Source organism: Pseudooceanicola sp. NS-SX8 (genome assembly GCF_057380755.1).
This window is the reverse complement of sequence record NZ_CM170819.1, coordinates 691573-718489: the sequence shown is the minus strand read 5'-3', so window position 1 is coordinate 718489 and position 26917 is coordinate 691573. Positions and strand designations below refer to the sequence as shown.

At 67.2% G+C, this 26917-nt stretch carries 25 protein-coding genes; 2 read left to right on the top strand and 23 right to left on the bottom strand.

What is annotated here, in order from left to right; all coding sequences use genetic code 11:
* Positions 1-6: 6 nt before the first annotated feature.
* The 5 genes from AC2IR1_RS03265 to AC2IR1_RS03245 form a co-directional block, all read right to left on the bottom strand.
* Entirely contained in the window at positions 7-1599 is a 1593-nt protein-coding gene (locus AC2IR1_RS03265; RefSeq protein ID WP_486474850.1) for an ABC transporter ATP-binding protein, read from the bottom strand.
* A complete protein-coding gene (locus AC2IR1_RS03260; RefSeq protein WP_486474849.1) occupies positions 1596-2444 on the bottom strand; it encodes an ABC transporter permease in 849 nt (282 codons plus the stop codon). Before AC2IR1_RS03260 ends, AC2IR1_RS03265 begins: the two co-directional genes overlap by 4 nt.
* Positions 2444-3388 carry an ABC transporter permease gene (locus AC2IR1_RS03255; protein ID WP_486474848.1) on the bottom strand — a complete coding sequence of 315 codons (945 nt, stop codon included), beginning with the start codon at positions 3386-3388 and terminating at the stop codon, positions 2444-2446. Before AC2IR1_RS03255 ends, AC2IR1_RS03260 begins: the two co-directional genes overlap by 1 nt.
* Positions 3389-3629: 241 nt before the next feature.
* The gene (locus tag AC2IR1_RS03250) at positions 3630-5114 is read right to left on the bottom strand and encodes an ABC transporter substrate-binding protein (protein ID WP_486474847.1); all 1485 of its coding nucleotides are present in this window, start codon (positions 5112-5114) and stop codon (positions 3630-3632) included.
* Between the two features lie 185 nt (positions 5115-5299).
* Positions 5300-6601, bottom strand: coding sequence for an acetylornithine deacetylase/succinyl-diaminopimelate desuccinylase family protein (locus AC2IR1_RS03245; RefSeq protein ID WP_486474846.1), 1302 nt, complete (start codon positions 6599-6601; stop codon positions 5300-5302).
* Positions 6602-6711: 110 nt separating this feature from the next.
* Between AC2IR1_RS03245 and AC2IR1_RS03240 the strand changes: the two genes are divergently transcribed.
* Positions 6712-7254, top strand: a complete 543-nt coding sequence (locus AC2IR1_RS03240) for a helix-turn-helix transcriptional regulator (RefSeq protein WP_486474845.1) — start codon at positions 6712-6714, stop codon at positions 7252-7254.
* Positions 7255-7426: 172 nt separating this feature from the next.
* A complete protein-coding gene (locus AC2IR1_RS03235; protein ID WP_486474844.1) occupies positions 7427-8569 on the top strand; it encodes a sensor histidine kinase in 1143 nt (380 codons plus the stop codon).
* 5 nt (positions 8570-8574) lie between these two features.
* On the opposite strand, the gene AC2IR1_RS03230 is transcribed toward AC2IR1_RS03235, so the two are convergent.
* The 18 genes from AC2IR1_RS03230 to AC2IR1_RS03145 all read right to left on the bottom strand — a co-directional run bounded on the left by AC2IR1_RS03230 (position 8575) and on the right by AC2IR1_RS03145 (position 26893).
* Entirely contained in the window at positions 8575-9762 is a 1188-nt protein-coding gene (locus AC2IR1_RS03230) for an MFS transporter (RefSeq protein ID WP_486474843.1), read from the bottom strand.
* Positions 9763-9832: 70 nt separating this feature from the next.
* On the bottom strand, positions 9833-10858 hold the full coding sequence (locus AC2IR1_RS03225) for an LLM class flavin-dependent oxidoreductase (RefSeq protein ID WP_486474842.1): 1026 nt from the start codon (positions 10856-10858) through the stop codon (positions 9833-9835).
* Between the two features lie 112 nt (positions 10859-10970).
* Complete coding sequence (locus AC2IR1_RS03220; protein ID WP_486474841.1) at positions 10971-11606, bottom strand: alpha/beta family hydrolase; 636 nt, start codon at positions 11604-11606, stop codon at positions 10971-10973.
* Between the two features lie 41 nt (positions 11607-11647).
* Positions 11648-12337 (bottom strand): ribulose-phosphate 3-epimerase, encoded by a 690-nt coding sequence (gene rpe / locus AC2IR1_RS03215; RefSeq protein ID WP_486474840.1) that lies wholly within the window; start codon positions 12335-12337, stop codon positions 11648-11650.
* 83 nt (positions 12338-12420) lie between these two features.
* Entirely contained in the window at positions 12421-13785 is a 1365-nt protein-coding gene (locus AC2IR1_RS03210; protein WP_486474839.1) for an FAD-binding oxidoreductase, read from the bottom strand.
* Entirely contained in the window at positions 13785-15434 is a 1650-nt protein-coding gene (locus AC2IR1_RS03205; protein WP_486474838.1) for an FAD-dependent monooxygenase, read from the bottom strand. Before AC2IR1_RS03205 ends, AC2IR1_RS03210 begins: the two co-directional genes overlap by 1 nt.
* A gap of 137 nt (positions 15435-15571) precedes the next feature.
* Entirely contained in the window at positions 15572-16651 is a 1080-nt protein-coding gene (locus tag AC2IR1_RS03200) for a pyridoxal phosphate-dependent aminotransferase (RefSeq protein ID WP_486474837.1), read from the bottom strand.
* A 24-nt stretch (positions 16652-16675) separates the two neighbouring features.
* Positions 16676-17551, bottom strand: coding sequence for an amino acid ABC transporter permease (locus tag AC2IR1_RS03195; RefSeq protein ID WP_486474836.1), 876 nt, complete (start codon positions 17549-17551; stop codon positions 16676-16678).
* A gap of 76 nt (positions 17552-17627) precedes the next feature.
* Positions 17628-18470 (bottom strand): transporter substrate-binding domain-containing protein, encoded by an 843-nt coding sequence (locus tag AC2IR1_RS03190; RefSeq protein WP_486474835.1) that lies wholly within the window; start codon positions 18468-18470, stop codon positions 17628-17630.
* Between the two features lie 58 nt (positions 18471-18528).
* On the bottom strand, positions 18529-19401 hold the full coding sequence (locus AC2IR1_RS03185) for an amino acid ABC transporter permease (protein ID WP_486474834.1): 873 nt from the start codon (positions 19399-19401) through the stop codon (positions 18529-18531).
* Positions 19401-20141, bottom strand: a complete 741-nt coding sequence (locus AC2IR1_RS03180) for an amino acid ABC transporter ATP-binding protein (protein WP_486474833.1) — start codon at positions 20139-20141, stop codon at positions 19401-19403. Before AC2IR1_RS03180 ends, AC2IR1_RS03185 begins: the two co-directional genes overlap by 1 nt.
* Before the next feature lie 168 nt (positions 20142-20309).
* Positions 20310-21437 (bottom strand): ADP-ribosylglycohydrolase family protein, encoded by a 1128-nt coding sequence (locus tag AC2IR1_RS03175; protein WP_486474832.1) that lies wholly within the window; start codon positions 21435-21437, stop codon positions 20310-20312.
* Positions 21434-22537, bottom strand: coding sequence for a hypothetical protein (locus tag AC2IR1_RS03170; protein WP_486474831.1), 1104 nt, complete (start codon positions 22535-22537; stop codon positions 21434-21436). Before AC2IR1_RS03170 ends, AC2IR1_RS03175 begins: the two co-directional genes overlap by 4 nt.
* A gap of 4 nt (positions 22538-22541) precedes the next feature.
* On the bottom strand, positions 22542-23507 hold the full coding sequence (locus AC2IR1_RS03165; protein WP_486474830.1) for an isopenicillin N synthase family dioxygenase: 966 nt from the start codon (positions 23505-23507) through the stop codon (positions 22542-22544).
* A gap of 2 nt (positions 23508-23509) precedes the next feature.
* Positions 23510-24532, bottom strand: coding sequence for a succinylglutamate desuccinylase/aspartoacylase family protein (locus AC2IR1_RS03160; protein ID WP_486474829.1), 1023 nt, complete (start codon positions 24530-24532; stop codon positions 23510-23512).
* The gene (locus tag AC2IR1_RS03155; RefSeq protein ID WP_486474828.1) at positions 24532-25119 is read right to left on the bottom strand and encodes a carboxymuconolactone decarboxylase family protein; all 588 of its coding nucleotides are present in this window, start codon (positions 25117-25119) and stop codon (positions 24532-24534) included. Before AC2IR1_RS03155 ends, AC2IR1_RS03160 begins: the two co-directional genes overlap by 1 nt.
* A 177-nt stretch (positions 25120-25296) precedes the next feature.
* Complete coding sequence (locus AC2IR1_RS03150; RefSeq protein ID WP_486474827.1) at positions 25297-25893, bottom strand: helix-turn-helix domain-containing protein; 597 nt, start codon at positions 25891-25893, stop codon at positions 25297-25299.
* A gap of 115 nt (positions 25894-26008) precedes the next feature.
* The gene (locus AC2IR1_RS03145) at positions 26009-26893 is read right to left on the bottom strand and encodes a LysR substrate-binding domain-containing protein (RefSeq protein WP_486474826.1); all 885 of its coding nucleotides are present in this window, start codon (positions 26891-26893) and stop codon (positions 26009-26011) included.
* Positions 26894-26917 lie beyond the last annotated feature (24 nt).

The following is a 26917-nucleotide window of genomic DNA, read 5'->3' as shown; positions in this document are numbered from 1 at the left end:
TTCGTATCAGGCGGTCACGTCCTCCGGCAGCACGGGGGCTGCTGCGACCAGGGCCTGGGTGTAGGGGTGTTGCGGCGCGTCGAAGACCTGCGCCGTGGCGCCCTCCTCCACGATCTCGCCCGACTTCATCACCATCACCCGGTCGGTAATGGTCCGCACCACCGACAGGTCGTGCGAAATGAAGAGGTAGCTGAGGCCGAACCGCTCCGACAGATCCGCCAGCAGGTCCAAGATCTGCGCCCGCACCTGCACGTCCAGCGCCGAAACCGCCTCGTCCAGCAGGATCAGCTCGGGCCGGGTGATCAGCGCCCGCGCGATGGCGATCCGCTGCCGCTGGCCGCCGGAAAACTCGTGGATGTACTTGTCGGCATCGGCGGCGGTCAGCCCGACCGCCTCCAGCGCCTCGGCCACGGCGCGGGCCTTCTCGGCGGCGCTCGGCGGGGTTTCGGACAGGTAGAAGGGCTCTGCCACCAGCCGGGCCACCTTGTGGCGTGGGTTAAAGCTGCCGTAGGGGTCCTGGAAGACCACCTGCATGCGACGCCGCACCTCCGGATTTGGCCGGTCCCCGGTAAAGACCGGCTGCCCCGCCACCAGGATTTCCCCGTCCTGTACCTGTTCCAGGCCCAGGATGGCGCGGGTCAGGGTGGACTTGCCGCAGCCCGACTCGCCCACGAGGCCCAGGCTCTCCCCCCGTTTCAGGGCAAAGGACACGCCCTTCACCGCCTCGATCTGGCGGCGTTCCCCGAACAGTTTCTTCGCCGGCAGCGTGTAGGTCCGCCGCACGCGGCGCACTTCAAGCAAGGGCGTGTCCTGCGGTGTCGGATCACGGTCCGGCGCATGGGTGGACGCGGCCAGCAGGGCCTTGGAATAGGGATGCTGCATCTCGCGGAACAGCGTCGCCGCAGGCCCGCTTTCGACCACGCGCCCCTTCTGCATGATGGCGATATGGTCGGCCATGTCCGCCACCACGGCCAGATCGTGGGAGATCATCATCATCCCCATGCCCTCTTCCCGCACCAGCTTCTTCAGCAGTTCCAGGATTTGCGCCTGCGTCGTCACGTCCAGCGCCGTCGTCGGTTCATCCGCGATCAGCAGCTTGGGCCGCAGCGCGATGGCCATGGCGATCACGACCCGCTGGCGCTGCCCGCCCGACAGCTCGTGCGGGAAGCGGGTCATGGGGAATTTCTCGGGCGGCAGCTCGGCCCGGCGCAGGGCCTCGGCGGCGCGTTCCATCGCGGCCTTGCGGCTGATCTTCTCGTGGATGCAGATCGTCTCGGCCACCTGGTCGCCGATGGTCTTCAGCGGGTTCAGCGCCGTCATCGGCTCCTGGAAGACCATGCCGATCTCGCGCCCCCGGATCGCGCACATGTCGCGCTCGGAATGGGTCAGCACGTCCTGCCCGTCCAGCAGGATGCGCCCCGTGGGCACCGCGCCCGAGGGCAGCAGTTGCATCGTGGCGAAGGCGGTCATGGACTTGCCCGACCCGCTCTCGCCGATCACGCCCAGGATCTGGCCCTGCTCCAGCTCCATGCAGACATCGTGCAGGATGGGCGCGCCGTGGATCGACAGGGAAAGGTTCTCGACGGACAGCAGCTTCATGTCCGGCCCCTCCGCAGTTTCGGATCGAACAGGTCGCGCAACCCGTCGCCCATCAGGTTCAGCCCCAGTACGGTCAGCAGGATCGCCAGCCCCGGGAACAGGGCCATGTGCGGCGCGAAGGAGATGAAGGTCTGGCTGTCCGCCAGCATCCGCCCCCAGCTGGGGGTCGGCGGCTGGGCACCAAGGCCCACGTAGGACAGTCCCGCCTCGGCCAGGATCCCGAGGGAAAACTGGATCGTCCCCTGCACGATCAGCAGGTTCAGCACATTGGGCAGGATATGCTCGAAACTGATCTGTGCCGCGCCCTTGCCCGCGACCCGCGCGGCCAGGATGAAATCCCGGCTCCACAGCGTCAGCGCGCCCGACCGGGTGATCCGGGCAAAGACCGGGATGTTGAAGATGCCGATGGCGATGATCGCATTGGTGGCCGAGGGCCCGAAGGCCGAGGTGATCATCACCGCGATCACCAGCGACGGGAAGGCAAAGACCAGGTCGTTGCCGCGCATGATCACCTCGTCCAACAGGCTGCCCCGTTTCGCGGCGGCCCAGAGGCCAAGCGGCACGCCCACGCCCATGCCGATCCCCACGGCCAGCACGGCCACGGCGATCGAGGTGCGCGCACCCACCATGATCATCGCCAGGATGTCGCGCCCGTAGTGATCCGTGCCCAGCCAGTGCGTGGCCGAAGGCGCCTTGATCTTGTTGGCGATATCCATCTGCGTGACGTCATAGGGCACCCAGACGAAGCTCAGCAGCGCGGCGCCGACGAAGATCGCCGTCAGCAGGCCACCAAGCCAGAGATTGCGGTTGGACGCCGCCATGCGAAGGGTCGTCGTGTCGGACATCAGCGCGCCCTCAGCCGGGGGTCGACAGCGGCATAGGCCAGCTCGACCAGGAAGTTCACTAGGATAACGGCAAAGACCAGCAGCATGACAACGCTTTCGACGACGATCAGGTCCCGCGCGCTGATCGCCTGGAAGATCAGGCGGCCGAGGCCCGGCAGGTAGAAGACATTCTCGATGATGATGCCGCCCGCCAGAAGGAAGGAGAACTGCATGCCGATGATGGTCAACACCGGGATCAGCGCATTGCGCAACGCATGGCGCCACAGCGCCTGGCGCCGCGTCAGCCCCTTGGCCCGGGCAGTGCGGATGAAATCTTCCGACAGGGTGTCGAGCAGGGCAGAGCGCATCACCCGCGCCAGGATCGAGGCCTGCGGCAGCGCCAGCGCCACCGCAGGCAGGGTCAGCGATTTCAGCACGGCGAAAAGGCCCTCATCCCAGCCCGCGAACCCACCTGCGCTGAACCAGTGCAGGTTGATGGCAAAGACCAGCACCATCAGCATGGCGAACCAGAAGTTCGGGATCGCCACGCCCAGCTGGGTCAGCCCCATGATCGCCAGGTCGGCGATGGACCCGCGCCGCGCTGCCGCCCAGATCCCCACGGGAAAGGCGATCAGCACGGTCAGCGCCAGCGAGAACAACGCCAGCGGAAGCGAGACCGCAAGCCGGTCCGCGATCATCTGCGCCACCGGCGTCCGGTAGGTGTAGGAAATCCCGAAATCGCCGTGCAGCAGCCCGCCGATCCAGTCGAAGTAGCGCAGCACCATGGGCTGATCGAGGCCCAGCTCGGTCCGCAGCGCGGCCAGGGTATCGGGCTGGGCATTGACCCCCAGCATGATCGTGGCCGGATCCCCCGGCAGCACCTCGATCGCGGCGAAGATCACCACGGAGGCCACCGCCAGGCTGAGGCAGAGCGAAAGAAGTCGTGTCAGCGTGTAACGCAGCATGGAAGATCAGCGGTCCCGTTGCTGTTGAGGTCGAGGGGGGCGCTGCCCCCGTCTCCGTCCCGGAGACTCCCCCGGAGTATTTCCGGCCATCGAATGGGAAGAAGACGCCCCGTGGGGGAGAGACCCTCTTCCCCCTATTCGATGGCTGGAAATACTCCCGCCGGAGGCATCCGCCGCCTGCCGGGCGTGACCGGCCTGCAGCGGGGCGGGAAGGGGGCCGCCCGAAGGCGACCCCATGAGGTCACTTGTCCCAGTAGACGCCGGTCAGGTCGGTGGCCTGGGTGGGGGCGTTGGTCCACAGGCCTTCGACCCCGGCCTTGGCGACCGTGTGCAGCGGCAGTTCGAACAGGAAGCCCGAAACGTAGTCTTCCGCCAGGATGGTCTGCGCCTGCTTCAGCAGGTCCGACCGCTTGGCCGGGTCGCTTTCGACGTCGAGCTTGGCGATCACGTCCTGGAACTCCGGATTGTCGTACTGGAAGTAGTAATCCGGGTTGGCGTAGATCCCGATATCCATCGGCTCGGTGTGGCTGATGATCGTCAGGTCGTAGTCGTGGGCGTTCTTGAACGTGCTGTCGAGCCACTGCGCCCATTCGACGTTCTCGATTTCCGGCTCGATGCCGACGGCGCGCAGCTGGGCCGCGATGATCTCGCCCCCGCGACGAGCGTAGCTCGGCGGCGGCAGGGTCATCTTGACCTTCAGCGGCAGGGCGACGCCCGCCTCTTCCAGCAGGGCCTTGGATTTCTCGGGATCGAAATCGGACAGGCCGGTCAGGTCGACGTAGTCGGGGTTGTGCGGCGCGAAGAACGTTCCGATGGGCGTGCCGTAACCGAACATGGCGCCATCGATGATGTCCTGACGGTTGATCGCATGGGCCACCGCTTCACGCACCAGCTTGTTGTCGAAGGGCGCCCGGCCGTTGTTCATCGCCAGGATCGTCTCGCCCTCGGTATTGCCGATCAGCACCTTGAAGCGGGGATCGGCGTCGAACTGGGGCAGGTTCTCCGGCGCCGGGAAGGCGGCGAAGACGTCGATGTCGCCGGCCATCATTGCGGCAAAGGCCGCGGTCGGGTCGGAGATGTACTTGAACGTCGCCTCGTCCAGCTTGGCGGGTTCGCCCCAGTAATCGGGGTTCTTCTCGATCGTGATGTGATCGCCCTGCACCCAGTTCTCGAACTTGAAGGCGCCGGTCCCGATCGGATCGGTCTTGATGGTGTCGATGGATTCGGGCGCGACGATCACCGCATCCCCCCAGGCCATCTTGAACAGGAAGAGCCCGTCGGGCGATTTCAGCGTGACCTTGACGGTCGCCGGATCCAAGGCCTCGACGCTCTCGATGCCGGCGAAGAGCGGCTTCTGCGCGTTGGTGCTGTCGTCGGCCCGGGCACGGTCGAGGGTGAAGACCACGTCGGTCGCCTCGAAATCGGTGCCGTCGTGGAACTTGGCGCCTTCCACAAGGTGGAAGGTATAGGTCAGCCCGTCGTCAGAGATATCCCAGCTCTGCGCGAGGCCCGGGTTGATCGACCCGTCGGGGCCGAAACGGGTCAGCCCTTCGAAGATGTTGGAATAGACCACCTGATCGATGGCACCTGCCGCGGCAGAGGTCGGATCCAGGTGGGGCGGCTCCAGCTGCAGACCAACCGTCAGGCTGTCCTGCGCTGCAGCACCGGTGGCCGAGGCTGCGGCCAATGCCACGGCAAGCGCTGCGGCGGAAATCTTGGCTTTCATGTCAAACTCCCTGTGTCTAACCCTTTTTCGGGCATTGCCGGTGCTCCCACCGGGATCGGAACCACTGGCTCCGGCTCATCATCCCCTCATTGCCGGGTGGGGTCCAGCACCGCGTTTCGCGCACATGGCCCCGCCTTCTGTCAACGAAAAGATTGATGTCTTCCGCGCCTTTGACCGGTCGGGCCTCAGGCGGTTCCGTCTCCTTTGGTCAAGAGATCCAGCAAGGACAGGGCCATGACGCCCGCCGATTGCAGCATGTCATCGACGCCCACGTACTCATCCGGCTTGTGCGCCAGGTCGAGGATCCCGGGACCGTAGGCGATGCAGTTCTTCAGCCGCCCGATCCGGTCGATGTGCTTCTGGTCATAGGTCCCGGGGGACACCACGTACTGCGGGGCCTGGCCCATCGTCGCCTCAATCGCGCGGCTGACCGACTGCACCACCGGTGCGTCACGCTCCGTCATCGTCGGCAGGACGCGCATCATCTCCCGCATGTCGTAAGAAAAGTCGGGCCGTTCCGAGGCGACCTTTTCCAGCACCGCCTTCATCTCCCCGATCACGTCGTCGATGCTTTCCTCGATCAGGAAGCGGCGGTCGATGACCATGCGGGCACTGTCGGGCACGCAGGGAGAGGGCAATGCGTTGCTGTCGCGCGGGATCTCGGCCTGGCCACCGTGCAGGGAGTTGATGTTCAGCGTCGACTGCTTCGCGCCCTCGGGCACCACCGGCATGTCGGTCCGCTTGGCGGCCAGCGCCGGGAAGAGGCTCTCTTCCATCTCGTGCAGCACGGCGCCCATGTGGCGCACCGCGCAGTCGCCCAGGAAGGGCATGGACCCGTGGGCGATCTCGCCATGGGTCTCGATCTCTGCCCACCAGACGCCGCGATGGCCCAGGCAGATGCGGTCCTTGTTCAGCGGCTCGGGGATGATGACGTGGTCCACCTTTGCGTAGAAGCCCTTCTCCGCCAGGTAGGCCACCCCGCCGAAGCCGCCCGATTCCTCATCCGCCGTGCCGGAAATCTCGATCGCGCCGCTGAAATCGGGACAGGTCGCGATGAAGGCCTCCGCCGCGATGATCGAAGCGGCCAGTCCACCCTTCATGTCGCAGGCGCCACGGCCATAGATCTTGCCGTCTTCAAGCTCCCCCCCGAAGGGATCCTTGGTCCAGCCCTTGCCCACGTCCACCACGTCGATGTGGGAGTTGAAGTGCACGCATTCCCCCGCCCGCGCGCCTTCGCGCCGGGCCACGATGTTCCAGCGCGGGTAGCGGTCGCTGTCCCCCACCGCGCCGAGCGCGCGCACCAGCTGCGTCTCGAACCCCTTCCCGCGCAGGCGGCGGTCCAGGTAGTCGCAGATCTCGCGGTAGTTCTCACCCGGCGGGTTCAGCGTCGGAATGCGGATCAGGTCCTGCGTCAGCGCGATCAGCTCGTCGCGCCGCGCCTCGACGGCGGCCAGAAGGCGGTCTTGAAGGGTCAGGGTCGTTGTCATGACTGGAAGCTTCCGCTTCGGCCGCATACGGTATCAATACCGTAGGAATACGGTACCGCCCCTTAACCGACGGAAACCCAGCTTGCCGAAAGTTCAGAAAGTCGCACGATATGAATGAGTTGGAAAGCATCGCCTGGGATCACGCGCCCCAGGGCCTCGTGCTGGCGGAGCAGCGGGTGATCCGTGCCTGCAACCTGCCCTTTGCCGAATTGGTGGGCGTGAGGCGGGAAAACCTGCTCGGGCAAAGCTTTCGGGTCATCTACACTTCCGACCAGGAGTTCGAGACCGTGCGTGATGTCGGCATGGCGGCGCTGCGCGAAACCGGGATCTACTCGGATGAACGGATGATGATGCACCCCGTCAAGGGAACCTTCTGGGTGCGGTTCCGGGCCCGCACCCTGACCCCCGAAGATCCCCTCGCCCGCCTCGTCATGAGCTTTGCGCCCCTCGCCGCCTCCTCCGGACCGGAGCTGACCCCGAGGGAGCGTGACGTCGTCTCCGGCCTGGCAAGGGGCGGAACCTCCAAGGAAATCGCCCGTGATCTCGGACTGTCGCCCCGCACGGTGGAAGACGTGCGCGCCCGGCTTCTGAAAAAGCACGATGTGCGCAATGCCGCCGGGCTGATCCGGCTGCTGGCCGGACCCGGCCTTTGATCCCCCCGGGAATCCCCTGCGGCCCCCGAAAACAAACGTCAAAGTATGTTTCTTTTCAGCTTGCTAGCCGCTCACAAAATTCGCGCGCCCCAAGATTCCATTATGCAAACCCGGTCTTGCACGATAAATTCCCCGCCTGAGATCAGTTGCCATGTTTCCCGGGGACACCCACATGAGAGCCGCGACGCCCTATGATCAAGCCGAACGCCTGGCCGTTCTGCGTTCCTTCGAAGTTCTGGATACGGATCCGGAAAAACCTTTCGACGAGGTGGTAAAACTCGCCTCCGCCCTGTGCGACATGCCGGTGTCACTCGTCTCCCTGGTCGATGCCGACCGGCAGTGGTTCAAGGCCCGCCATGGTTTCGAGCCCGAGGAGACCTCCCTCGATTCGTCGATCTGCGCCCATGCGATCCTGACCGAAGACGACTATCTGGAGGTCCCGGATTGCACCCGGGATCCGCGCACCGCCGCCAATCCCCTGGTGACAGGAAAGGACCACCTGCGCTTTTACGCCGGCGTGGTCCTGCGGAGCGAGGAAGGCGCCGCACTCGGTTCGCTTTGCGTGATCGACAACAAGCCCAATCAGCTCACGCCGCTGCAACGCGACACGCTGAAGGTTCTCGCCGCACAGGTCATGTCCCAGCTGGAGCTGAAGCGCGCCCTTGCCCAGGCGGACCTGATGCGTCGCGAGGTCGACCACCGCGTGAAGAACTCGTTGCAGTCGGTCTCCGCCCTCACCCGGATGCAGGCCCGCGCGGCGGGGGCCGGCGAAACCCGCATGGCGCTGGAACAGGTCTGCCGCCGGATCGAAACCGTGGCCGCCCTGCATGAACAGCTCTATCGCTCCAACCATGCCGAGCAGGTCCGGCTGGAGGAATTCGGTCATTCCGTCTGCGAGCTCATCGGCAGCACCGCGCCCCGCAATGTCACCCTCAAAGGTGACTGGCCCCGCGCCAGCGTCGCCTCCGATGTGGCGGCAGCCCTGGGTGTCATCGTCAACGAATTCGCGTCCAACGCGATCAAGCACGCCTTTCCCCGGGGGCGGAAGGGCACCCTGACCTGCAAGGTCAGCCCGCCGGTCGGTGGCCGCTGCACCCTGCATATGTCCGACGATGGCATCGGCCTGCCCGAAGGGGTCAGCGCCAAGCAGGGCCTTGGCATCCAGGTGATCGAAGCCTCTGCCCGGCAGCTCGGCGGGGCGTTCTCCCTGACTTCGGGGCCCCACGGCACCGGGGTGGAGCTCGACTTCCCCGTGATCACCGAACAGCAAGACAGCCAGCCAGACGGCCAGCGGGACAGCCGCGCGGGCGGCTGACCCCTTCAGGCCCGGCGCGACAGCCGGGCCAGCAGCAGCAGCGACAGCACCAGCAGCAGGGACACCACCAGGGCGAAAAGCTCTGCCGTGGGCTTCAGGCCGATCTGGCCGGATATCAGGCCGATGGCGACCACCGGCAGGGAAATCGCGATGTAGGCGACGATGAAGAAGGTGGAGACGACGCCCGCGCGCTCCTGCACCGGGGCGGCGCCCGCGATGTCGCCCATCCCCGACCGGAAGGAGATCCCCTGCCCCGCCCCCGCCAGCGCCAGCCCCGGCAAAAGCAGCAGCAAGGTTTCCGCAGCGAAACCGAAGCCCAGCAGGACGACCCCCGCCAGCATGATCCCCGTGCCAAAGATCAGCTGACGGCCATCCGGCAGCCGGCCCATCAGCAGCTGACCGAGGGTCGAACAGATGAACAGCATCCCCACGATGGTCCCGACCGCCAGGCGCCCGTCGATGCCCATGACGCGCCCCAGGAAGGCCGGCGCCATCGCGGTGAAGAAGCCGCAGACCATGAACCCCGCGAAGGCCGCGATCGAGGCGGGCAGGAAGATCGCGCGCACCTCCGGCGGCAGGCTCGGCCGTTGCACGCTCAGCTTCGGCCGTGCCGGGCGCGTCACCGTCTCTGGCGCGCGCCAGATGCAGTAAAGCCCCAGCAGGGTCAGCCCGAAATGCAGCAGGTAGGGCGTCAGCACCGGCCCCGGCAGGGTGACGGAAACGGCACCCGCAAGGATCGGCCCCAGGCCAAGCCCGCCCATGGTGGCGGCCGTGGCGGCAAAGGTGGCCCACCGGCGCCAGCGATCCGGCACCAGTTCCATCACCGTGACGGTGGCCGTGGCCGTCAGGATCCCGGCGGACATGCCCGACAGGACCCGCCCGAGCAGGATCATGGTGAGCCCGCCCACGCCTGCGAACACCAGGTCGCTCACCCCCGACAGGACCAGCGCCGCCATCATCAACGGCCGTCGGCCCAGCTGGTCCGACCACCGGCCGGTGATCAGCAGGGCGCCAAGCACGCCCACGGCATAGACCGCATAGATCACCGTGATCATCAGCTGGGAAAACCCGAAGGTCCCCTGGTACAGCGGATAAAGCGGTGTGGGCATCGTCGTGCCGATCATTCCCAGGGCAAAGGCACAGACCACCCCCAGGAACACCAGGCCACTGCGGGCCTGTGTCTTTTCATTCATGAAACCGTCCTTCAGACCCGGCACAACTGCCAAAAGCGGGCGCCGGCGGCAGGCGCCGGCCGGGGCCGCCTCAGCCCTTTTTCAGCTCCGGCGCGACCTTGGTCCCGACCAGCTCGATCGCCTTCATCATTTCCTTGTGGTCAATGATCCCGATGGCCATCTGGATCGTCACCCGGTCAAAGCCGAGATCCCCCTTCAGGCCCAGGATCTTGTCCACGATCTGCGCCGGGGACCCGACGAAATTGGCGCCTTCCGGCGTGATCGAGGCATCGAACTGTGCCCGGCTCTGCGGCGGCCAGCCGCGCTCGCGCCCGATCTGGTCCATCACCGCCTTCTGCGCCGGGAAGAAGATATCGGCGGCCTGCTGGCTGTCCTCGTGCACGAAACCATGCACGTTCAGCGAAACGCGCGCCTTGTCCGCATGCCCGGCCTGCTCCGCCGCACGGCGATACAGATCGGCCAGCGGGGCGAACCGGCGCGGCTGTCCGCCGATGATGGCAAGGGCCAGCGGCGCCCCGTAGGCACCGGCACGCACCATGGACTGCGGCGTGCCACCGGCGGCGATCCAGATCGGCAGCTTGCCGTTCACCGGGCGCGGGTAGACCCCCAGCCCCTTCACCTCCGGCGTGAACTCCGTACCGGGCCAGTGCAGCGCCTCGGCCTCGTTGATCTGCATCAGCATGGCGAGCTTTTCCTCGAAAAGCGCGTCGTAGTCCTTCAGGTCGTACCCGAAGAGGGGGAAGCTCTCGATGAAGCTGCCGCGCCCCACCATGATCTCTCCCCGCCCGTCGCTGAGGTTGTCCAGGGTGCTGAACTGCTGGAAGACCCGGATCGGATCCTCGGAGGACAGGACCGTCACCGCGCTGGACAGGCGGATGTTCCTGGTGATGCCCGCCGCCGCGGCCAGCACGGTGGAGGGCGAGGTGATCGCATAGTTGGGCCGGTGGTGCTCCCCCAGCCCGAAAACATCCAGGCCAACCTCGTCGGCCAGCTTGATTTCTTCCAGCAGGTTCTTCAGCCGCTGGTGCGATGTGACGGACAGCCCCGTTGCCGGGTCCGTGCCGATATCGCCGAATGTATAGAGTCCGACTTCCATGTCCTGGCTCCTTTCCGCTTTGACGCGAAGCTATGGCAGAGCAGGTCGTCAGACCAGCAGTGCCCTTCGCACAGCCGATGTGCATGGCGCCCATCCGCCCGCGAAAAGAGCGCTATAGGGCCAGCCCCCGCACCCAGGTCGCAACCCTGTCCGCCGTGTCGGCAAGGTGATCTTCCAGGGTCTTGCCCGTCACACGCTTGCGCGGCTTGAAATCGTGATCCCCGTCTTCAAGCCAGGACAGGCGCACCGCCTGCGACAGGGGATAGCCCGCCACCTCGTCACGGGTGCCGAAGGGATCGCGGGTGCCCTGGCAGATCAGCGTCGGGCAGGTCACCTCCTCCAGGTGGCCGCTGCGCAGGACCTCGGGCTTGGCCGGGCTGTGGAACGGAAAGCCCAGGCACAGAAGGCCCGCCACCCGCTGCGCGTCGAACTGCGCCTGCGCGATCAGGCTGGCCACCCGCCCCCCCATGCTCTTGCCCCCGATGATCAGCGGCCCCTCGCAGTGAAGTGCATCGATGGCGGCAAGATACTCCGGCACATAGGTCTCCGCCTTGCCCGGCGGGCGCTTCGATCCGCCGCTGCGCCGTGCGGCCATGTAGCCGAACTCGAACCGCGCCACCCGCAGGCCCCGCGCGGCGAGGCCATCCGCCAGGGCATTCATCCAGGGCGTATCCATCGCCGCGCCGGCCCCGTGGGCCAGAAGCACGGTCACCCGCCCCGCCTCGTCTCCGTTCAGAAGAAAATCCATGCGTCCCCCATGAAAAGGGCGCCCGCAGGCGCCCGTTCCGATCAGACCATGACGTCGCAGGATGTGCGGATCGCCCGGATGTTCTCTCCGTAGGGCGCCGGGTCCGTCACCGACCCGCCCTTGAACACCGCAGATCCCGCGACCAGCACGTCGGCCCCCGCCGCGCGCATCAGCGGCGCGGTTTCCGGCGTGATGCCGCCGTCGATCTCGATATGCACCGGGCGGTCGCCGATCATGGCGCGCAGCTTCTCCACCTTGCCGATCTGGCTGTGAATGAACTTCTGCCCGCCAAAGCCGGGGTTCACCGTCATCACGCAGATCAGGTCGACCATGTCTATCAGGTATTCCACCGCCTCGATCGGCGTGCCGGGGTTCAGCGCCAGACCGGCCTTCACGCCGGCGGCACGGATCGCCTGCAGGGTCCGGTGGATATGCGGCCCGGCTTCCAGGTGCGCGGTCAGCACGTCGGCACCGGCATCGACGAAGGCGTCGATATAGGGATCGACCGGCGCGATCATCAGGTGCACGTCCATCACGGTGTTCACGTGCTTGCGGATCGCCTTCACCAGCGGCGGGCCGAAGGTCAGGTTCGGCACGAAATGCCCGTCCATCACGTCGACATGGATCCAGTCGGCGCCCTGCGCCTCCACCGCCTCGATTTCCTGGCCGAAGTTGGCGAAATCGGCGGAGAGGATCGACGGGGCAATCTTCAGCGAACGGTCAAAGCTCATGGGCAGGGCCTCCGGGGACAACTGCCGCTCCTATAGTGCCCACCCCGCCCGATGGGAAGGGCTGCGGGGACCGGCAGCCGCCCCTAGGCCGGGAAGAGCTTGCCGGGATTGAGGATATTTTTCGGGTCCAGCGCCTGTTTCACCGCCCGCATGGCAAGGTAGTTGGCGCCATGCTCGGCCTGCATGTACTGCAGCTTGCCGATGCCGATCCCATGCTCCCCGGTACAGGTCCCCTCCAGCCGCAGCGCCAGGTGCACCATCCTGTCGTGCACCTCCCTTGCGACCTCCAGCTCCCCCTCGCCGCACAGGAACATCGCATGGAAGTTGCCGTCCCCGACATGGCCGCTGAAATGCGCGGTCAGCCCCGCCTCGTCGATCATCTCCCGGCTCGCGCCGATGGCCTCCACCAGCCGTTCGATCGGCACGCACAGGTCGGAGGACATCACCCGTGCCCCGGGCCGCGACGCAACAGAGGCCGGCGCGGCCGCGTGGCGGAAGGACCAGAGCTTTCGCTCCTCCTCGGGTCCATCGCACAGGATCTGCCGGGCCACCCCGTGTTCACCCGCCAGGGCGCCCGCCATCGCCAGTTGCTCGGCCACCGCCGCCGGGGATCCGCCGAACTGCAGCATGATCGACGGCAAGGCCGGGCGCTGCATCTTCGTGTAGGCCACGCAGGCCGCCACCTGCGGCCCGTCCATCAACTCGATCCGCATCGGGTTGCCCCCGGCCATCATCACATCGGCCACGAAGCCCGCCGCCGTATCCAGGCCCGGAAAGATGAACTGGCCCGAAGCCGTCGCCTCGGGCACCGGATGCAGGCGGATCACCAGCCGGGTGAAAACCGCCAGCGTCCCCTCCGATCCGACCAGGAGCTTCGTCATGTCGTAACCGGCAGAGGATTTTCGCGCCCGGCCCCCGGTCCGGATCACCGTGCCATCGGCCAGCACCGCCTCGGCCGCGACCACGGCGTCGCGCATCGTGCCGTAGCGCACCGCCGTCGTGCCCGACGCCCGCGTCGCAGCCATGCCGCCCAGGCTCGCATTGGCGCCGGGATCTACCGGAAACATCAGGCCCGTGTCGCGCAGCCAGGCATTCAGCGCCTCTCGCGTCACCCCCGGCTCCACCTCTGCCGTCATGTCGCCCGTATGCACCGCCAGCACCCGGTTCATCCGCGACAGGTCCAGGGTGATCCCGCCCGATGTCGCCAGGGTCTGCCCCTCGACCGAGGTGCCCGCGCCATAGGCGATCACCGGGCATCCCGCGTCATGGCAGGCGCCAAGCAACGCGCTCACCTCCTGCGTGGTCTCGGGCCAGGCCACGGCCTCTGGCGGGGCATCGAAGAAATGGCCCGTCCGATCACCGCCATGCTGGGCACGCACCCCCGGCGCGGTGCTGAACCGGTCGCCCAGCTGCGCGGCCAGCGCCGCGAAAAGGGCCGCGCGGGGCATCAGCTCGCCATGGCCAGCCGGGCGCCCTCGCCCAGCCCCCGCAACAGATCCACCAGCGCTGCGGCATCTCCGGGCGGCCTGTTGCCCCGCCAGCCGACCTGCTGGTCCGGGCGCACCAGAACCAGGTCCGCCCCGTAAAGCGCATGCGCCTCCTCATGCTTAAGCCGGACCACCTGCAACGGCAGGCCCGCCGCCTCTGCCGCGTCCAGGATCGGCGCGGCATCCGCGTCGCCCAGCACCAGCAGGGTGAACCAGGGCCCGAGCAGATCCATCAGCGCCCGGCCATCGGGCAGCCATACATGCGGGGCGCGGTGCCCGGGCCGGGCCACGGGCGCCCATTCCTCGGCCTCCCACTCCGGCACCTCCACGCCCTCGATCCCGTCCTGCGCGATCACATCAGAGCTGTAGCGCAGGTCCAGCGACACCCCCGCCAGGCTGCCGAACCGATTGGCCTTCAGACCCGCCACCCGCTGCTCCACCGAAGTGCTGGCCGCCAGGGCCGAGGCCGGGATGATCTTGGCGTTGTCATAGGCCCAGTCGGTGTTGCGCGCGCCAACAGGCTGGCGCTCCTGCGTGTAGCTTTCCAGCAGCGCCTCGCCGCCCCAGCCCTGCAGCACGGCAGCCAGCTTCCACGACAGGTTCATCGCGTCGCCGATGCCGGTGTTCATGTTCTGCCCGCCGGTGGGCGGACAGGTATGCGCCGCATCCCCGGCGATGAACAGCCGCCCCCGCCGATAGGCCTTCGCCACCGATTTCTGCACCGGCCAGCAGCGCACGAATTCCACGCGGAATTCCGCATCCTTCCCGATCAGTCGCCGCGCCTCGGCCTCGATATCTATATCCGACAGATCCGCATCCAGCGGATAGGGCCCGGTCCCGAACCCCCATTCGTCCGGCGCATGGGTGGTGACATGGTCGAACCCCTGGCCGAACGGCACCATGAAACGCGCGTAGCGCGGCACATCCGCCTGCCCGAAAAGATCCTCCGCCCGGAACGTGGCCGAGATCCGCTTGCCCGAGGGCGGGATCGCATCCATGCCGATCCCCGCCATGTCCCGCACCAGGCTGCGGCCACCCTCGCAACCCACCAGATAGCGGGCCTCGACCCGGCGCATCCTGCCGCTGGTGGTGTCACGCAGGTCGGCAAAGGCATGGTCCGCGGTCTGTCCCAGCCGGATCGCCTCCCAGCCCAGGGCGAAAAGCCCGCCGCGTGCCTCGAATGTCTCCCGAAGCAGGGCCACCAGCTGCGGCTGCGGCAGGATATGCGGGCGTTCAGCCACGATGCCGGGGCGGCTTTCCACGCTGCCCGGCACGTCCAGAACCGAATTGTCCTGCGGGATCATCGAAATCAGCCCGGTGGACAGGCTCTCGGCGACGACGATCTGATCGTAGAAACTGGCGGGGATCCCGTCCCGCGCCCGGATCGCATCGGCCAGGCCCAGGCGCCGGAAATGCTCCATCGTGCGCGGGTTCACCCCGCGGGCGCGGACATCGTTGTAAAGCACCACGTCGCGCTCCGCGACCATCACCCGGACGCCACGCCACTGCAGGTCGGTCGCCAGCGCCATGCCCACCGGTCCGCCCCCCACGATCAGCACGTCAACCACCTCTACGGCGGGTTCATCCTCGGGGATATGGACATCGGTCATGACAAGACTTCCCTCGTGGGGCTCATATCGGAGCCGTGGGTCGGATCTCCCCCAGCCTGGGGGTGTGAAAAACTACCTTCAAGAAACAAATTTACTGTAGATACATTTTTGAGGACACCTGCCCCCTCTGCGGGCAGTTACGCCCCGAGCGCTGCCAGGAAGGGCGCCATGTCTGCCTCGGTCCCGATGGTAACCCGCATGGCGGGGGCGCCGAAGAAGTCCGGCATGCTGCGCACCAGGATCCCCGCGTCGGCCAGAGCGCCCTGCACCGCCAGCACGTCGCGTGCTTCTCCGCCGCGCACCAGGACGAAGTTCCCCTGGCTGTCGGGCACGTCCCAGCCGGCCGCGCGCAGGCGCCGCGTCACCTCCGCGCGGGTCGCGCGCATCTGTGCCAGGGTCCGGTCCAGGTACGCCTGGTCGGTCACGGCGGCCAGCGCCCCGGCCAGCGTCAGCCGCGAAAGCGGAAAGGTGGGGACCACCCGTTTGACATGTTCGATCAGCTCTTCGGCACCTGCGGCCCAGCCCACCCGCAGCCCCGCCAGCCCATAGGCCTTCGACAGGGTCCGGAAGACCAGCACGTTGCCCTGCCCCGGCAGCAGGTCCAGCCCCAGCCGACCGATATCGGTGAACTCCATGTAGGCTTCGTCCAGCATCAAAAGGACATGCTCCGGCAGGCCAAGCCGCAGCCGGGCGACCTCTTCGGCACTGAGCATCCTGCCGGTGGGGTTTCCGGGATTGTCGAACAACACCACCCGTGTGCGCGGGGTGACCGCATCCAGCAGGTTCTGCACCGGGTCGCCCTCACGCGACACCGCCACCGGCGTTGCGCCCGAGGTCAGGATGTAGCCCCGGAATTTCACGAAGCCATCCCCGAAGTAGACCACCTCGTCCCCCGTCCCGGCAAAGGCCACCAGCGCCAGCGGCAGCAGCAGTTCCCCGCCACCAGCCGAAACGACCATCCCCGGTTCCAGCCCGTGCAGCTCCGCCAGCGCCCGGTTCAGCGGGACGGCCTCGATCGACGGGTAACCGGCTTCCATCCCGCTCTCCAGTTCGGCGCGCATGGCCTCCCGCACACGGGGGGAGGCGCCGAAGCGGTTCTCGTTCGCGTCCAGTCCCACGGCGCCCTCCGGCTTGGGCGCAAGGGCGGCGGCCGGCAGCCGCGGGATGTCGGCAATGCCCGCCCGGGGGCTCACCTTGATCGGGGACTTTGTCAGCATCTCGGATTTCCTTTGCTGGGGGCCTCAGCCCCGGGTCCGCTCCAGCCGCGCGAAAAGCCGCGACAGCGCGAAACTGATGACGAAGTAGAAGGCGGCGCATGTCAGCCAGGCCTCAAAGACCATCCGGGTGGAAGCCACCAGTTCCATCGTCTTGAACGTCAGGTCCTGGATCGAGATCAGGGACACGATGGCGCTGTCCTTGATGAGCGAGATGAACTGGTTCGCCAGCGGCGGCACCACCCGCTTCAGCGCCTGCGGCAGGATGATGTAGCGCATCTCCTGGAACCGGTTCATGCCGATCGACCGGGCGGCCTCGCGCTGGCCATCGGGCACATCCTCGATGCCGGAGCGGATGATCTCCCCCACGAAGGCGCTTTCGAACAGGGCCAGGACGATGACCCCGGAAATCAGTTTCGGAAACAGGCGCATGTCCCCGAAGAAGAAGGTCCAGACCGCCACGTCGTCGGACCGCGCGATGCCGCGGGCCCAGCGTTCGACGCCAAGGGCGTCGATCAGCGACGTGGACAGGAAGAAGTAGAAGATGAACACCACCACCACCGCGGGGATGTTGCGCAAGAGCTCCAGGTAGGTGCGCGCCAGCAGCCGCACCGCCAGGCTGTGCGAGGTCCGCGCCAGGCCCAGCACCACCCCCAGCACCAGCGCCAGGACCGAGGCATAAAGAGAGATGCGGATCGTCATCATCAGGCCCTGCAACAGGACATTGGCGAACCATTCCTGCCGCTTCGTATGCCAGCCGACGATGTAATTGGGGATCAGATGCCAGCGCCACTTGTAGTTCAGCGTGCCGCCGATCTGCATGGCGACATAGCCCAGGAACAGCGCGACGACCGCCAGGATCACCCAGTCGCCCCAGTGCAGGCGTTTCAGCTTGGTCAGCATGGCATTGCTCCGCTTGGCCGTGGCAGATGATCGCGCGACGCGGGCGGCAGGGGGATTGCCGCCCGCGCGCCCGGGCTTACTCGGGAACCTGGTCGGCCCAGTCCTCGGTGGTGAACCAGTAGGCCCAGCGGTCCTTCAGCCAGCCGTTCTCGGTGTTCAGGGTGATCCAGCTGTCGAACAGGTTCAGCGCATCCGGGTCGCCCTTGCGCACCGCGATCGCCGACGGGATCCGGTAGGTCAGCTGATCGACCGGCATCACCAGGGTATCGGGATAGCGCTTGGTTTCGGCGGCCGACATGGTCTGGCTCGCCAGACCGGCGGTCGCATTGCCGTTCAGCACTTCCTGGAAGGGCACGCTGACGTCATCGTAGTAGATCACCTTCGCTTTCGGGAACAGCGACTTGGCCGTCGCCTCCCCCATGGAGGCCCGCAGCGTCGCGATGGTCACATCGGGGCTGTTGAAGTCCTCCTGCGTGGTCAGCCCTGCGGCCAGGTCCTTGTTCGCGAAGAGCGCGGCACCGGAATAGGCATAGGGGATGGAGAAGTTGACGGTCAGGTTCCGCGCGGTGGTCACCGACATGCCGGAAATGATCACGTCGAAGCTGCCGGAGATCAGCGCCGGGATGATCCCGTCCCAGGCGGTGGGGATGAACTCGACATCCACGCCCATGTCCTCGGCCAGCTTGGTGGCCACGTCGATCTCGAACCCGATCAGGTCGCCGTTCACGTCGCGCATGGTCCAGGGTTTGAACATGGAAATGCCGACGCGCATGACCCCGTCCTTCTTGATCGTCTCGATCACGGATTCGGAGCTCAGCGATTGGGTGGTGGACTGGGCCTGCGCGGGCGCCGCCGCGGCACCGGCCATCAGGACCGCGCCTGCGGCCATGCCGGCCAGGCGCTTCAGGGTCGTCTTCATGGGAGTTACCTTTCGTTGGACATATCAGGGGAAGTTGAGGGCAGCGGGGCGGGTCGTTTCATGCCCGCCCTCGCCGTTTGAGCCGCCGTTCCAACCTGCTGACACCGAAGGAAAGGGAAACGGTCAGCACGAGGTAGAGGGCGGCAACTGTGAACCAGGTTTCGAAGCTCATGTAGGTGTCGGAGACGATGTCCCGGCCCACGGTCGTCAGTTCGGCAACGCCGATGACGCTGACGATGGCAGAGGATTTGATCAGCTGGATCGCCTCGCCGGTCAGCGGCGGCAGCATCATGCGCAGGGCCTGCGGCAGGACAATGTAGCGATAGGCCTGCAGGCGCGACATGCCGATGGACTTGGCACCCTCCCACTGGCCCAGCGGCACCGCATTGATGCCCGCGCGGATGATCTCGGACACCAGCGCGCTGTGGAACACGGCCAGCACCAGCACGGCCGCCGTCAGGCGATCCCAGCCGAAGATCGGGCCCAGCACGAAGTAGAACAGGTAGACCAGCACCAGGAACGGCAGGTTGCGCACCAGTTCAAGGAAGACCAGCGCCACGCCACGCCCCACCACCAGGTCGGACAGCCGCAACAGGGCGATGACCACCCCGAACAGCAGCGCCAGCACGAAGGATCCGCCCGACAGCGCCAGCGACATTCCCAGCCCGCGGATCAGCAACCCCGGCACAAGCGCGCCGCTGTCGGTGCGCGTCACCAGGTAGCGCGGGATGTTGTACCATTGCCAGTTGTAGCCCATCCGGGCCGCTCCGGCGTAGGCCAGGTAGATGAACAGGCCCAGCAGCACCAGGTAGATCCCCACCTGCCCGGCCGGGCTGTGCAGGAAACTGCGATAGCGCCTGTGCTCCGCCAGGGGCGCCAGTGGCTTGCTGTCCTGCCCGTCGGCAGAGGGGACCGTGATCGTCTCGACCATCAGTGCGCCAGGATCTTGCCAAGGAAGTCGCGGCCGCGCTCGGTCCTGGGATTGCCGAAGAACTCCTCTGGCGTGCCCTCCTCGACGATCTCGCCCGCGTCCATGAAGATCACCCGGTCCGCCACCTTCCGGGCAAATCCCATCTCGTGGGTGACGCAGACCATGGTGATGCCGGTGTCGGCCAGTTCGACCATGACATCCAGCACCTCGTTGATCATCTCCGGATCCAGGGCCGATGTCGGTTCGTCGAACAGCAGGACCCGGCTCTTCATGCACAGCGACCGCGCGATCGCGACCCGCTGCTGCTGCCCGCCGGACAGCTGGTGCGGGTACTTGTCCGCCTGGTTGGGGATATGGACGCGTTCCAGGTAGGTACGCGCCAGCGCCTCGGCCTCCGCCTTGCCGACGCCCAGCACCTTCATCGGGCCGATCATCAGGTTCTGCAGCACGCTCAGATGCGGAAACAGGTTGAACTGCTGGAAGACCATGCCGACGTTCTGCCGCAGCCGGTTCACCTGGCGCGAGGTCTCGGTCACTTCGATCCCGTCGACGACCAGCTCGCCCGACTGGATGAACTCCAGCGCGTTGAAACAGCGGATCAGCGTCGACTTGCCGGACCCGGAGGGACCGCAGATCACCACCCGCTCGCCCTCCCGGACCTTCATGTCGATGTTCTTCAGGGCGTGGAAGTCTCCGTAGTACTTGTTCAGCGCCCGGGCGCTGATCACGGTGCTTTCCATGATCATATCCTTCCTCGGCATCGCGGCCATCTGGTTCATTGCACGGCCCCCCTGTCCGACGCCTGTTCCCGCCGGGATGCAAGGCAAAGCCCTGCCACGGCACGCGGTTTTGACACCGCCCCGCGACGGGCGCCGATTTCGGCAGCTATGGCGCGCGGCATCTCCATGTCAGGCGGCAGTCCCCTGCTCTTTGGTCTCCAGCCGGTCGGACAGCGCCGCGGCCAGACGGCCCAGGGCCATGGCCTTCTCCCGCCGGGCCGCGCCATGTTCCAGCCCGTCGATGAACCGCTTCGGGATCCCGTCGATCCCCACCATCGCGCCCGCCAGCGCGCCGGTCAGCATCGCGCGCGCCTGGTTCTGTCCGCCGCCGTTCACAGCATTCAGGACCGCGCCCTCGAAGTCGCCCGCGAACCGCGCCGCCAGGTAATAGGCCGCCGGCATCTGGTAGTAGAGGGCGCAGGGCATGCCGAAGACGACCGACGCCTTCCAGGCCGGTTCGATGACCACCCCCGGATCGACCGCCGCACGCGCGGCTGACCCCACGATGAACAGCGCATCGGGAGAGGGGAAGTTGGTGCCCAGCTCCTGTTCCGCCTGGCCCGCCTCGGGCGGCCTCTCACCGGCATTGGTGACATGGTGGAACGGCAGCTTGCCCGCGTGCACCAGCTCCATCAGCCGGTGCCCCAGCCCCTCGTCCAGCGTCTCTCCCCGCACCAGTGCGGAAACGACGGCGCCGTAGGCGGTGGTGATGGCCACCGTGGTCGTGTCAATCTGGGTCATGCGGGTGTTGTCGCGACAGGCGATCGCGGCGGCAGCCGGATCCGCCGCCAGCAGCGCGGCCAGCACGAAGATCCGCTCCGCCCCCTCGGTGGTGTCGGCATAGCCCGCGACCTGGCCCCAGGGCAGGCCCGCGTCCACCCGCTTGCGCCAGGCCTCGCGGATCGACTGGCTAGTGTAGCCGCCCGGCCCGACACGCGGATCGCCGTTCAGCTGCGGAAACAGCTCCCCGTCCAGCTTCGCGGCAAAGGCCGTCTCGCTGTAGGCACCCTCGGTCAGCACGCTGTCCAGCAGCATCTCCGCGATGATCCCGGGCTGCGACAGCTGCCCCGCCTTCAGCCCGTCGTGATACCGCCCCGGCTTCGGATCGACATAGCCGTCGATCCAGTCGCCATGCTCGCGGCGCAGCTCCTCCAGGTCGTAGTACCAGTGCGGCCCCATGCCCAGGGCCTCGCCGATCAGCCCGCCCAGGACGGCACCGGCGGCACGCTCGGCAAAAGTGGGTTTCGAAACGGTCATCTCGGATCCTCTCGGTTCATCTCTCCTGCGCAGGCCGCGCCCCCGAACAGCGTTTCCAGCTCCGGATGGGCGCCAAGGCAGGCCGCCAGCGACGGAAAGGCGCGCGGCTCCAGCACACCGGCGTTCCACAGCGGCACGCCGTCAACATGGACCGTCGGGTCGATGAGGTTCCAGCTGATCTCGCCCGGCGCCTGCGCACCGCATGTGTGAAAATGCAGAAGCCTGGGGGAGCTGAAGACGGTGTTGGACCAGTAATCCAGGTCCGCCCCCTCCGGCCCGAAGAAGCGGCATCCGGGATGGATCCCGGCATGCCAGGAATGCACGACCCAGGGGTCGATCCCCAGCTTCAGCGAGATCCGCGCATAGTGGCTCTCGATCGCGGCGACATCGGCCTGCGCCCCCTCGAACCCGGTGATCCGGCCCCGGTCCACCTGCGCCAGCACCCGCCCCGTCAATGGCATGACCGGCGGATCATAGGCATTGTTCCCGGTGGGTGTCAGCGCCCCGGTCAGCGCAACATGCCCGCTGAACCCCCGCGCTGGCACCGGCGCTGGCACGCCAAGGGGGAAACGCCGGATCGTCGTGTCCGCGATGACCTCCGGCAGGTCGGCCACCCGGCCCGCCATCATCGTCCCCGCCGGGCAGGTGATCTCCACCATGTCGGCACCGAACAGCACCCGGTCGATCTCCAGCTTCAGGGCACGCATCGCCGCATGGGGCACCCGGCCAAAGGCAGAGGCCAGGTCGGGCGCATTGCGGGCATAGACCATGACCCGCCGCCCCACCGCGCCGGAGGCACCGAAACGGTCCTGGTCGCCCACGCGAGCAAAGTAGACGATGCTGTCATCTGACGCGATGGCGCGGGCCAGCGCCTCTGGCTGCGCCTGCTCCGGCGGCAGCGCCTCGCTCAGCGTCACCAGAAGGCCCAGCTTCTCGGCCTCCCGCGCCACGGCCTCGGCCACCTTTTCGTCGTACCAGCCATGGCTGGCATCCTCCCGGCAGATGGTCAGCCGGTCGCCGGGCGCGAACCCTCCGCAAGCGAAGAGCATGTTGCGCACCGCTTCGGACAGGTCTGCGGTCCGGGTCGTCTCATCGCGCATCGCCTCAGGCCTTCCGATAGGAAAAGGCCTTGCCGAAGCGCCAGATCAGGTAATCGCCACAGGTGATCGGATCATTCTGCGCCGCGTGATCGGGGCCGAAGACATCGCGGGAATCGATCATCGTCTCGGGGTTGGGGTCGAAGGCCAGCACCAGCGACATGCGTTCGCGGCCCGAACTGTTCACCACCCGGTGCGGGGTGGATTTGTAGGCCCCGTCGGTCCAGCGCGCCAGCAGGTCCGCCACGTTCACCAGCAGGGTGCCCGGGATGGGCGGCGCCTGAATCCATTCGCCGTTCACGTCCTCCACCTGCAGCCCGCCCACATTGTCCTGGCACAGCACGGTCAGCACGCCGAAATCGGTATGCGGCCCGACGCCGAACTGATCCTCGCCCATGCTGGCTTCCTGCGGCGGGTAGTAGACGAAGCTGCAGCGCGACAACGGCTTGTCTGCGGTCTTCAGGAAGAAATCGGCCGGCTTGCCAAGGCCAAGCGCGAAGCCATGCATCAGGTGATGCGCCACCTCGTGCACCTTGTGGAAGTATTCCATCGCCGCCTTCTGCAACCCCGGCTGCGCCTCCGGCCAGCGGTTCTGGCCACGCAGCGGATGATCCTCGGGCGTCACGCCGTTCTCGTCCTGAAAGCCCCAGATGAAGCTTTCCTTCAGATCCGCCTTGGCATCGTCCTGCATCTTCGCCCCGCCCCGGCCCAGCCAGCCGCGGTGCTGGGGCGATACCTTCACGCTGTCCTTCACCTCCTGGTCGGCATGGAACAGATCATAGGCGGCGGTACGCGCAGCCTCGATGACATCATCGGGGATGCCATGGCCACTGACATAGATGAACCCCAGCCCGGTCGAGGCCGCATGCAGCGCCTCCGCCACCGCCTGCGGGTCGCTGCCGTCGCGCAGCGCGGTGATATCGACAACGGGGATCTCGTCGGCATTGGTCTGCCGGGCAACCGCGTAGTTCATGGTCAGGCTCCTTCCGGAATATCTGTCGCGATGAAGGCCAGGAATTCGCCGGGCGAAACCATCGCCCGCCGGGTTTCGGCCAGGATGAAGCCCCCGGTGCCTGCCGTGATCTCCATCGGCGGTGCCATCGGGACTTCGGGAAAATGGATGAGGCCCAGCAACGCGCCCTCGGCGATCTCCTCGCCGACCGCGGCCACGGGCTGATACAGCCCGGTGACCGGCGCGGTGGCATGGAAGCCGGGGGTGCCCAGTTCCACGTTGCGCGGAACGGCGCCCGCGGGCACGTCGCGGTCCAGCACGCCCAGGTGCACCAGCGCGCGCAGCACGCCGCCCTCCGCATAGGCCAGCGGCGCCCGGCCCACCACGCCCGCACCGCCCAGCTCGGCGGCGATGCAGGGGACGCCCAGGGCGCTTGCCGCCCCGTTCACCGACCCGTTGCCGGGCCAGTAGGGCAAAACCCATGTCGCGGGCGCGCCAAAGGCCGTGGCCAGCCCCATGTTCACCGCGTCCAGCCCCTTGTCCGCCCCCCGCGCCGCCAGCGCAGAGGGCGCGAACCAGCTCGCCTTGCCGCCCGAATGCAGGTCGATCACCGCATCCACGGCGGGCATCAGGCAGGCGGCGATCATATTGGCGATCTGCGCCGTCGGCCCGCCCTTCGCATCGCCCGGAAAGGCCCGGTTCAGGTTGCCGCCATCCAGCGGCGAACAACGGGTGCCTGCCCGCGCGGCCGGCGCATTGGCCTGCGGCAGGATGATCAGCCGACCCGCGACCTCCGCCGGATCCAGCTCCCGGAACAGCGACATCAGCGCCACCGGCCCCTCGTATTCATCGCCATGGACCCCGCCCATCAGCAGGACCGACGGCCCCGGCGCCTCCCCCACGATGCAGAGCGCGGGAACGGGATAGACCCCCAGCGGATTGGCATTGTCGGACCAGCTCAGCTCGATGCTGCCCTGGTGCTTGCCCGGCGCCATCAGCTCGACCCTTGGACGCAAGCCCGTGGCGGAAAAGTCCGGCGCGCGCATCACTCCGCCCCCTCCTCGGCGTAGTACCCCACCACGTCGCCCGCCGTGCTGACGCCCAGCCCGTTCAGCAACCTGTTGACGTAGTTGAAATATCCGATGATCTGGTTCGCCTCCAGGATCTCTCCGTCATCCAGCCCGGCGTCACGCAGGGCCATCACGTCGGCCTCCACCATCTCCCCCGGCGCCAGCGTCAGCTTCTCGGCATAGAGCATCAGCGCCAGGTCCCGCCCGTCAAAGACAACCTCCGGCGTGCGCGCCAGCAGGGCCGCCTCGATCGCGCTGGCCCGGGCGGCATCGCCGATCAGATGCGCCGCGTTCTTCCAGTGGTTGGCCAGCGAATAGGGGCAGCGGTTCAGCATCGACACGTAGCTGCTGATGGTTTCCTGCAGCCACATCGGCAGGGTGTTGGTGTCGTCATGCAGCGCCGCCCGGTAGAGCGTCACATGCCCCCGCATCGTGTTGGGGCGCAGCGAATGCACCCGCATCACGTTGTCGACCGTGCCATGAGGGGTACGGGCCAGCGCCAGCACCTCCATCAGGGCCGCGTCGGCCTCCTCGTCGGGGATCATCCGGATCCAGGCGGACATGCCGTTTCCTTTCCATCGCACGGCCCCGGATGCCCCGCGCACAGCTCTCCCGCCCGCCGGCCATGGGCCGACAGCGCCCGGTCACGCGGGACGAAGGGAGAAACGGATCGCAGGAACGCCACCGGGGCGCCTCTGCAAATCATGTACCCTCAGGAAATAATTATCCTCAAGAGAAATTCAGGTGGGTTTGGAGATCACCGTCAGAAAAGTCACCTTTTCGGCGCCTTTTCGGGCAGGCCCATGGGGGGCGGAGGCATCGAAGGTCAGCGTGTCGCCCGGTTTCAGCTCATAAACCTCGTCGGCCACGCGGTAGGTCAGCTCGCCACTCAGCAGGTGCATGAACTCCACGCCGCCATGCTGGAACACCGGCGTGCCGGAGATGTTGTTGTCCAGCGTGATCAGGTAGCTTTCGAAGTCCACGCCATCCACGTCCACATGGCCCAGCTGCTTGTAGCTGTGGCCATAGGTCGATCCGGCGCGGCGCACCTCCGGGCCTTCGCCCGCGCGCACCAGCGACACCTCGGTCATCTCCACCGTGCCGGAAAAGAAGTTGATGATCGGCACGCCCATGGCCTTCGCCAGGGCGTTCAGCGTGCCGAGGGAGGCAGAGACCTGCCCGCGTTCGATCTTGGAAATCATCGGCGCCGACACGCCCGACGCCGCCGCCAGCTCCGCCAGGGTCTGCCCGCCCTGGGCCCGCACGGCCTTGACCGCCAGCCCCACCAGCCGGTCCAGGTTGTCCTTCTCCGGCTCCGTTGCGCTCGCCTCGGTCATCGCGGGGTCCTTTGCCGTACCATCTGGTTGAAAGAGACGATCGGCGCCGCAATTGCAAGCCCGCGCGCAACGACCGCAGCGGCACCCCGCGCCCGCTGCCCGCCCCGCACGCAGATCACGCCGCCGCGCCGACCTGCGACAGGAAGGCCGCCGCCGCCCGCGTCCGGTGGCGCTGCGGGTGCACCAGCACCGAAAAAGGCCGCACCGCGACCGGCGCCGACAGCCGGATCAACCGCCCCTGCGCCAGCGCCGCCTGCGCCGCCCGCAACGACAGGACAGAGGCACAGCGCCCCGCCGCCACCGCCGCGATGACCGCCTCGTTCGATGGCAGTTCCAACGCCACGTCCAGCATCTCCAGCGACAGGTCCCGCGCGGCAAGATAGGCCGCGAATTCCGCCCGCGTGCCCGATCCCTCCTCCCGCAGGATCCAGCTGGTCGCGGGAAATTCCTCCGCCGCGATCTCTCCCCGCGCCCGCCAGGGATGGGCCGGCCCGCAAACCGCGATCAACTCGTCCTCCGCCACCTGCCGCGCCTCCAGCCCCGGATGCGCCAGCCCGTCCTCGATGAACCCCAGGTCCGCCCGCCCCTCCAGCACCGCCCGGGCCACGCCCGCCGAATTGCCCGACCGCACCTGCAGGGTGATCTTCGGAAACCGCGCCCGGAACGCCATCAGCTCCTGCGGCAGCCAGTAGCTCGCCACGGTCTGACTCGCCTCGAGGCGCAGATGCCCGCGCACCTCCTCCGCCAGGTCCTCCAGCGCCAGCCGCAGCCCCTCCGCCTCGCCCAGGAAGGCCCGCGCCAGCGGAAGGAAGCTCCGCCCCGCCTCGGTCAGCACGATGTTGCGCCCCACCCGGTCGAACAGCGCGACCCCATGCGCCCGCTCCAACGCGGCGACAGAGGCGCTGACCGCCGATTGCGTCAGGTTCAGCCTCCCCGCGGCGCGGGTGACATGGCTCTCCTCGGCCACGGCAACGAAGATCCGCAACTGCTCCAGGTTCATCCGGCACCCCAATCAATCGAATTT

What these genes read in the sequence shown, in the direction of transcription:
- AC2IR1_RS03235 (WP_486474844.1), top strand. Translation starts at nt 7,427, where the DNA reads ATGAGAGCCGCGACGCCCTATGATCAAGCCGAACGCCTGGCCGTTCTG.
- AC2IR1_RS03250 (WP_486474847.1), bottom strand. Translation starts at nt 5,114, where the DNA reads ATGAAAGCCAAGATTTCCGCCGCAGCGCTTGCCGTGGCATTGGCCGCA.
- AC2IR1_RS03220 (WP_486474841.1), bottom strand. Translation starts at nt 11,606, where the DNA reads ATGGATTTTCTTCTGAACGGAGACGAGGCGGGGCGGGTGACCGTGCTT.
- AC2IR1_RS03150 (WP_486474827.1), bottom strand. Translation starts at nt 25,893, where the DNA reads ATGACCGAGGCGAGCGCAACGGAGCCGGAGAAGGACAACCTGGACCGG.
- AC2IR1_RS03185 (WP_486474834.1), bottom strand. Translation starts at nt 19,401, where the DNA reads ATGGTCGAGACGATCACGGTCCCCTCTGCCGACGGGCAGGACAGCAAG.
- AC2IR1_RS03205 (WP_486474838.1), bottom strand. Translation starts at nt 15,434, where the DNA reads ATGACCGATGTCCATATCCCCGAGGATGAACCCGCCGTAGAGGTGGTT.
- AC2IR1_RS03155 (WP_486474828.1), bottom strand. Translation starts at nt 25,119, where the DNA reads ATGTCCGCCTGGATCCGGATGATCCCCGACGAGGAGGCCGACGCGGCC.
- AC2IR1_RS03245 (WP_486474846.1), bottom strand. Translation starts at nt 6,601, where the DNA reads ATGACAACGACCCTGACCCTTCAAGACCGCCTTCTGGCCGCCGTCGAG.
- AC2IR1_RS03190 (WP_486474835.1), bottom strand. Translation starts at nt 18,470, where the DNA reads ATGAAGACGACCCTGAAGCGCCTGGCCGGCATGGCCGCAGGCGCGGTC.
- AC2IR1_RS03230 (WP_486474843.1), bottom strand. Translation starts at nt 9,762, where the DNA reads ATGAATGAAAAGACACAGGCCCGCAGTGGCCTGGTGTTCCTGGGGGTG.
- AC2IR1_RS03165 (WP_486474830.1), bottom strand. Translation starts at nt 23,507, where the DNA reads ATGAACTACGCGGTTGCCCGGCAGACCAATGCCGACGAGATCCCCGTT.
- rpe (WP_486474840.1), bottom strand. Translation starts at nt 12,337, where the DNA reads ATGAGCTTTGACCGTTCGCTGAAGATTGCCCCGTCGATCCTCTCCGCC.
- AC2IR1_RS03260 (WP_486474849.1), bottom strand. Translation starts at nt 2,444, where the DNA reads ATGTCCGACACGACGACCCTTCGCATGGCGGCGTCCAACCGCAATCTC.
- AC2IR1_RS03145 (WP_486474826.1), bottom strand. Translation starts at nt 26,893, where the DNA reads ATGAACCTGGAGCAGTTGCGGATCTTCGTTGCCGTGGCCGAGGAGAGC.
- AC2IR1_RS03240 (WP_486474845.1), top strand. Translation starts at nt 6,712, where the DNA reads ATGAATGAGTTGGAAAGCATCGCCTGGGATCACGCGCCCCAGGGCCTC.
- AC2IR1_RS03160 (WP_486474829.1), bottom strand. Translation starts at nt 24,532, where the DNA reads ATGCGCGCGCCGGACTTTTCCGCCACGGGCTTGCGTCCAAGGGTCGAG.
- AC2IR1_RS03265 (WP_486474850.1), bottom strand. Translation starts at nt 1,599, where the DNA reads ATGAAGCTGCTGTCCGTCGAGAACCTTTCCCTGTCGATCCACGGCGCG.
- AC2IR1_RS03175 (WP_486474832.1), bottom strand. Translation starts at nt 21,437, where the DNA reads ATGACCGTTTCGAAACCCACTTTTGCCGAGCGTGCCGCCGGTGCCGTC.
- AC2IR1_RS03255 (WP_486474848.1), bottom strand. Translation starts at nt 3,388, where the DNA reads ATGCTGCGTTACACGCTGACACGACTTCTTTCGCTCTGCCTCAGCCTG.
- AC2IR1_RS03225 (WP_486474842.1), bottom strand. Translation starts at nt 10,858, where the DNA reads ATGGAAGTCGGACTCTATACATTCGGCGATATCGGCACGGACCCGGCA.
- AC2IR1_RS03200 (WP_486474837.1), bottom strand. Translation starts at nt 16,651, where the DNA reads ATGCTGACAAAGTCCCCGATCAAGGTGAGCCCCCGGGCGGGCATTGCC.
- AC2IR1_RS03170 (WP_486474831.1), bottom strand. Translation starts at nt 22,537, where the DNA reads ATGCGCGATGAGACGACCCGGACCGCAGACCTGTCCGAAGCGGTGCGC.
- AC2IR1_RS03195 (WP_486474836.1), bottom strand. Translation starts at nt 17,551, where the DNA reads ATGCTGACCAAGCTGAAACGCCTGCACTGGGGCGACTGGGTGATCCTG.
- AC2IR1_RS03210 (WP_486474839.1), bottom strand. Translation starts at nt 13,785, where the DNA reads ATGCCCCGCGCGGCCCTTTTCGCGGCGCTGGCCGCGCAGCTGGGCGAC.
- AC2IR1_RS03180 (WP_486474833.1), bottom strand. Translation starts at nt 20,141, where the DNA reads ATGGAAAGCACCGTGATCAGCGCCCGGGCGCTGAACAAGTACTACGGA.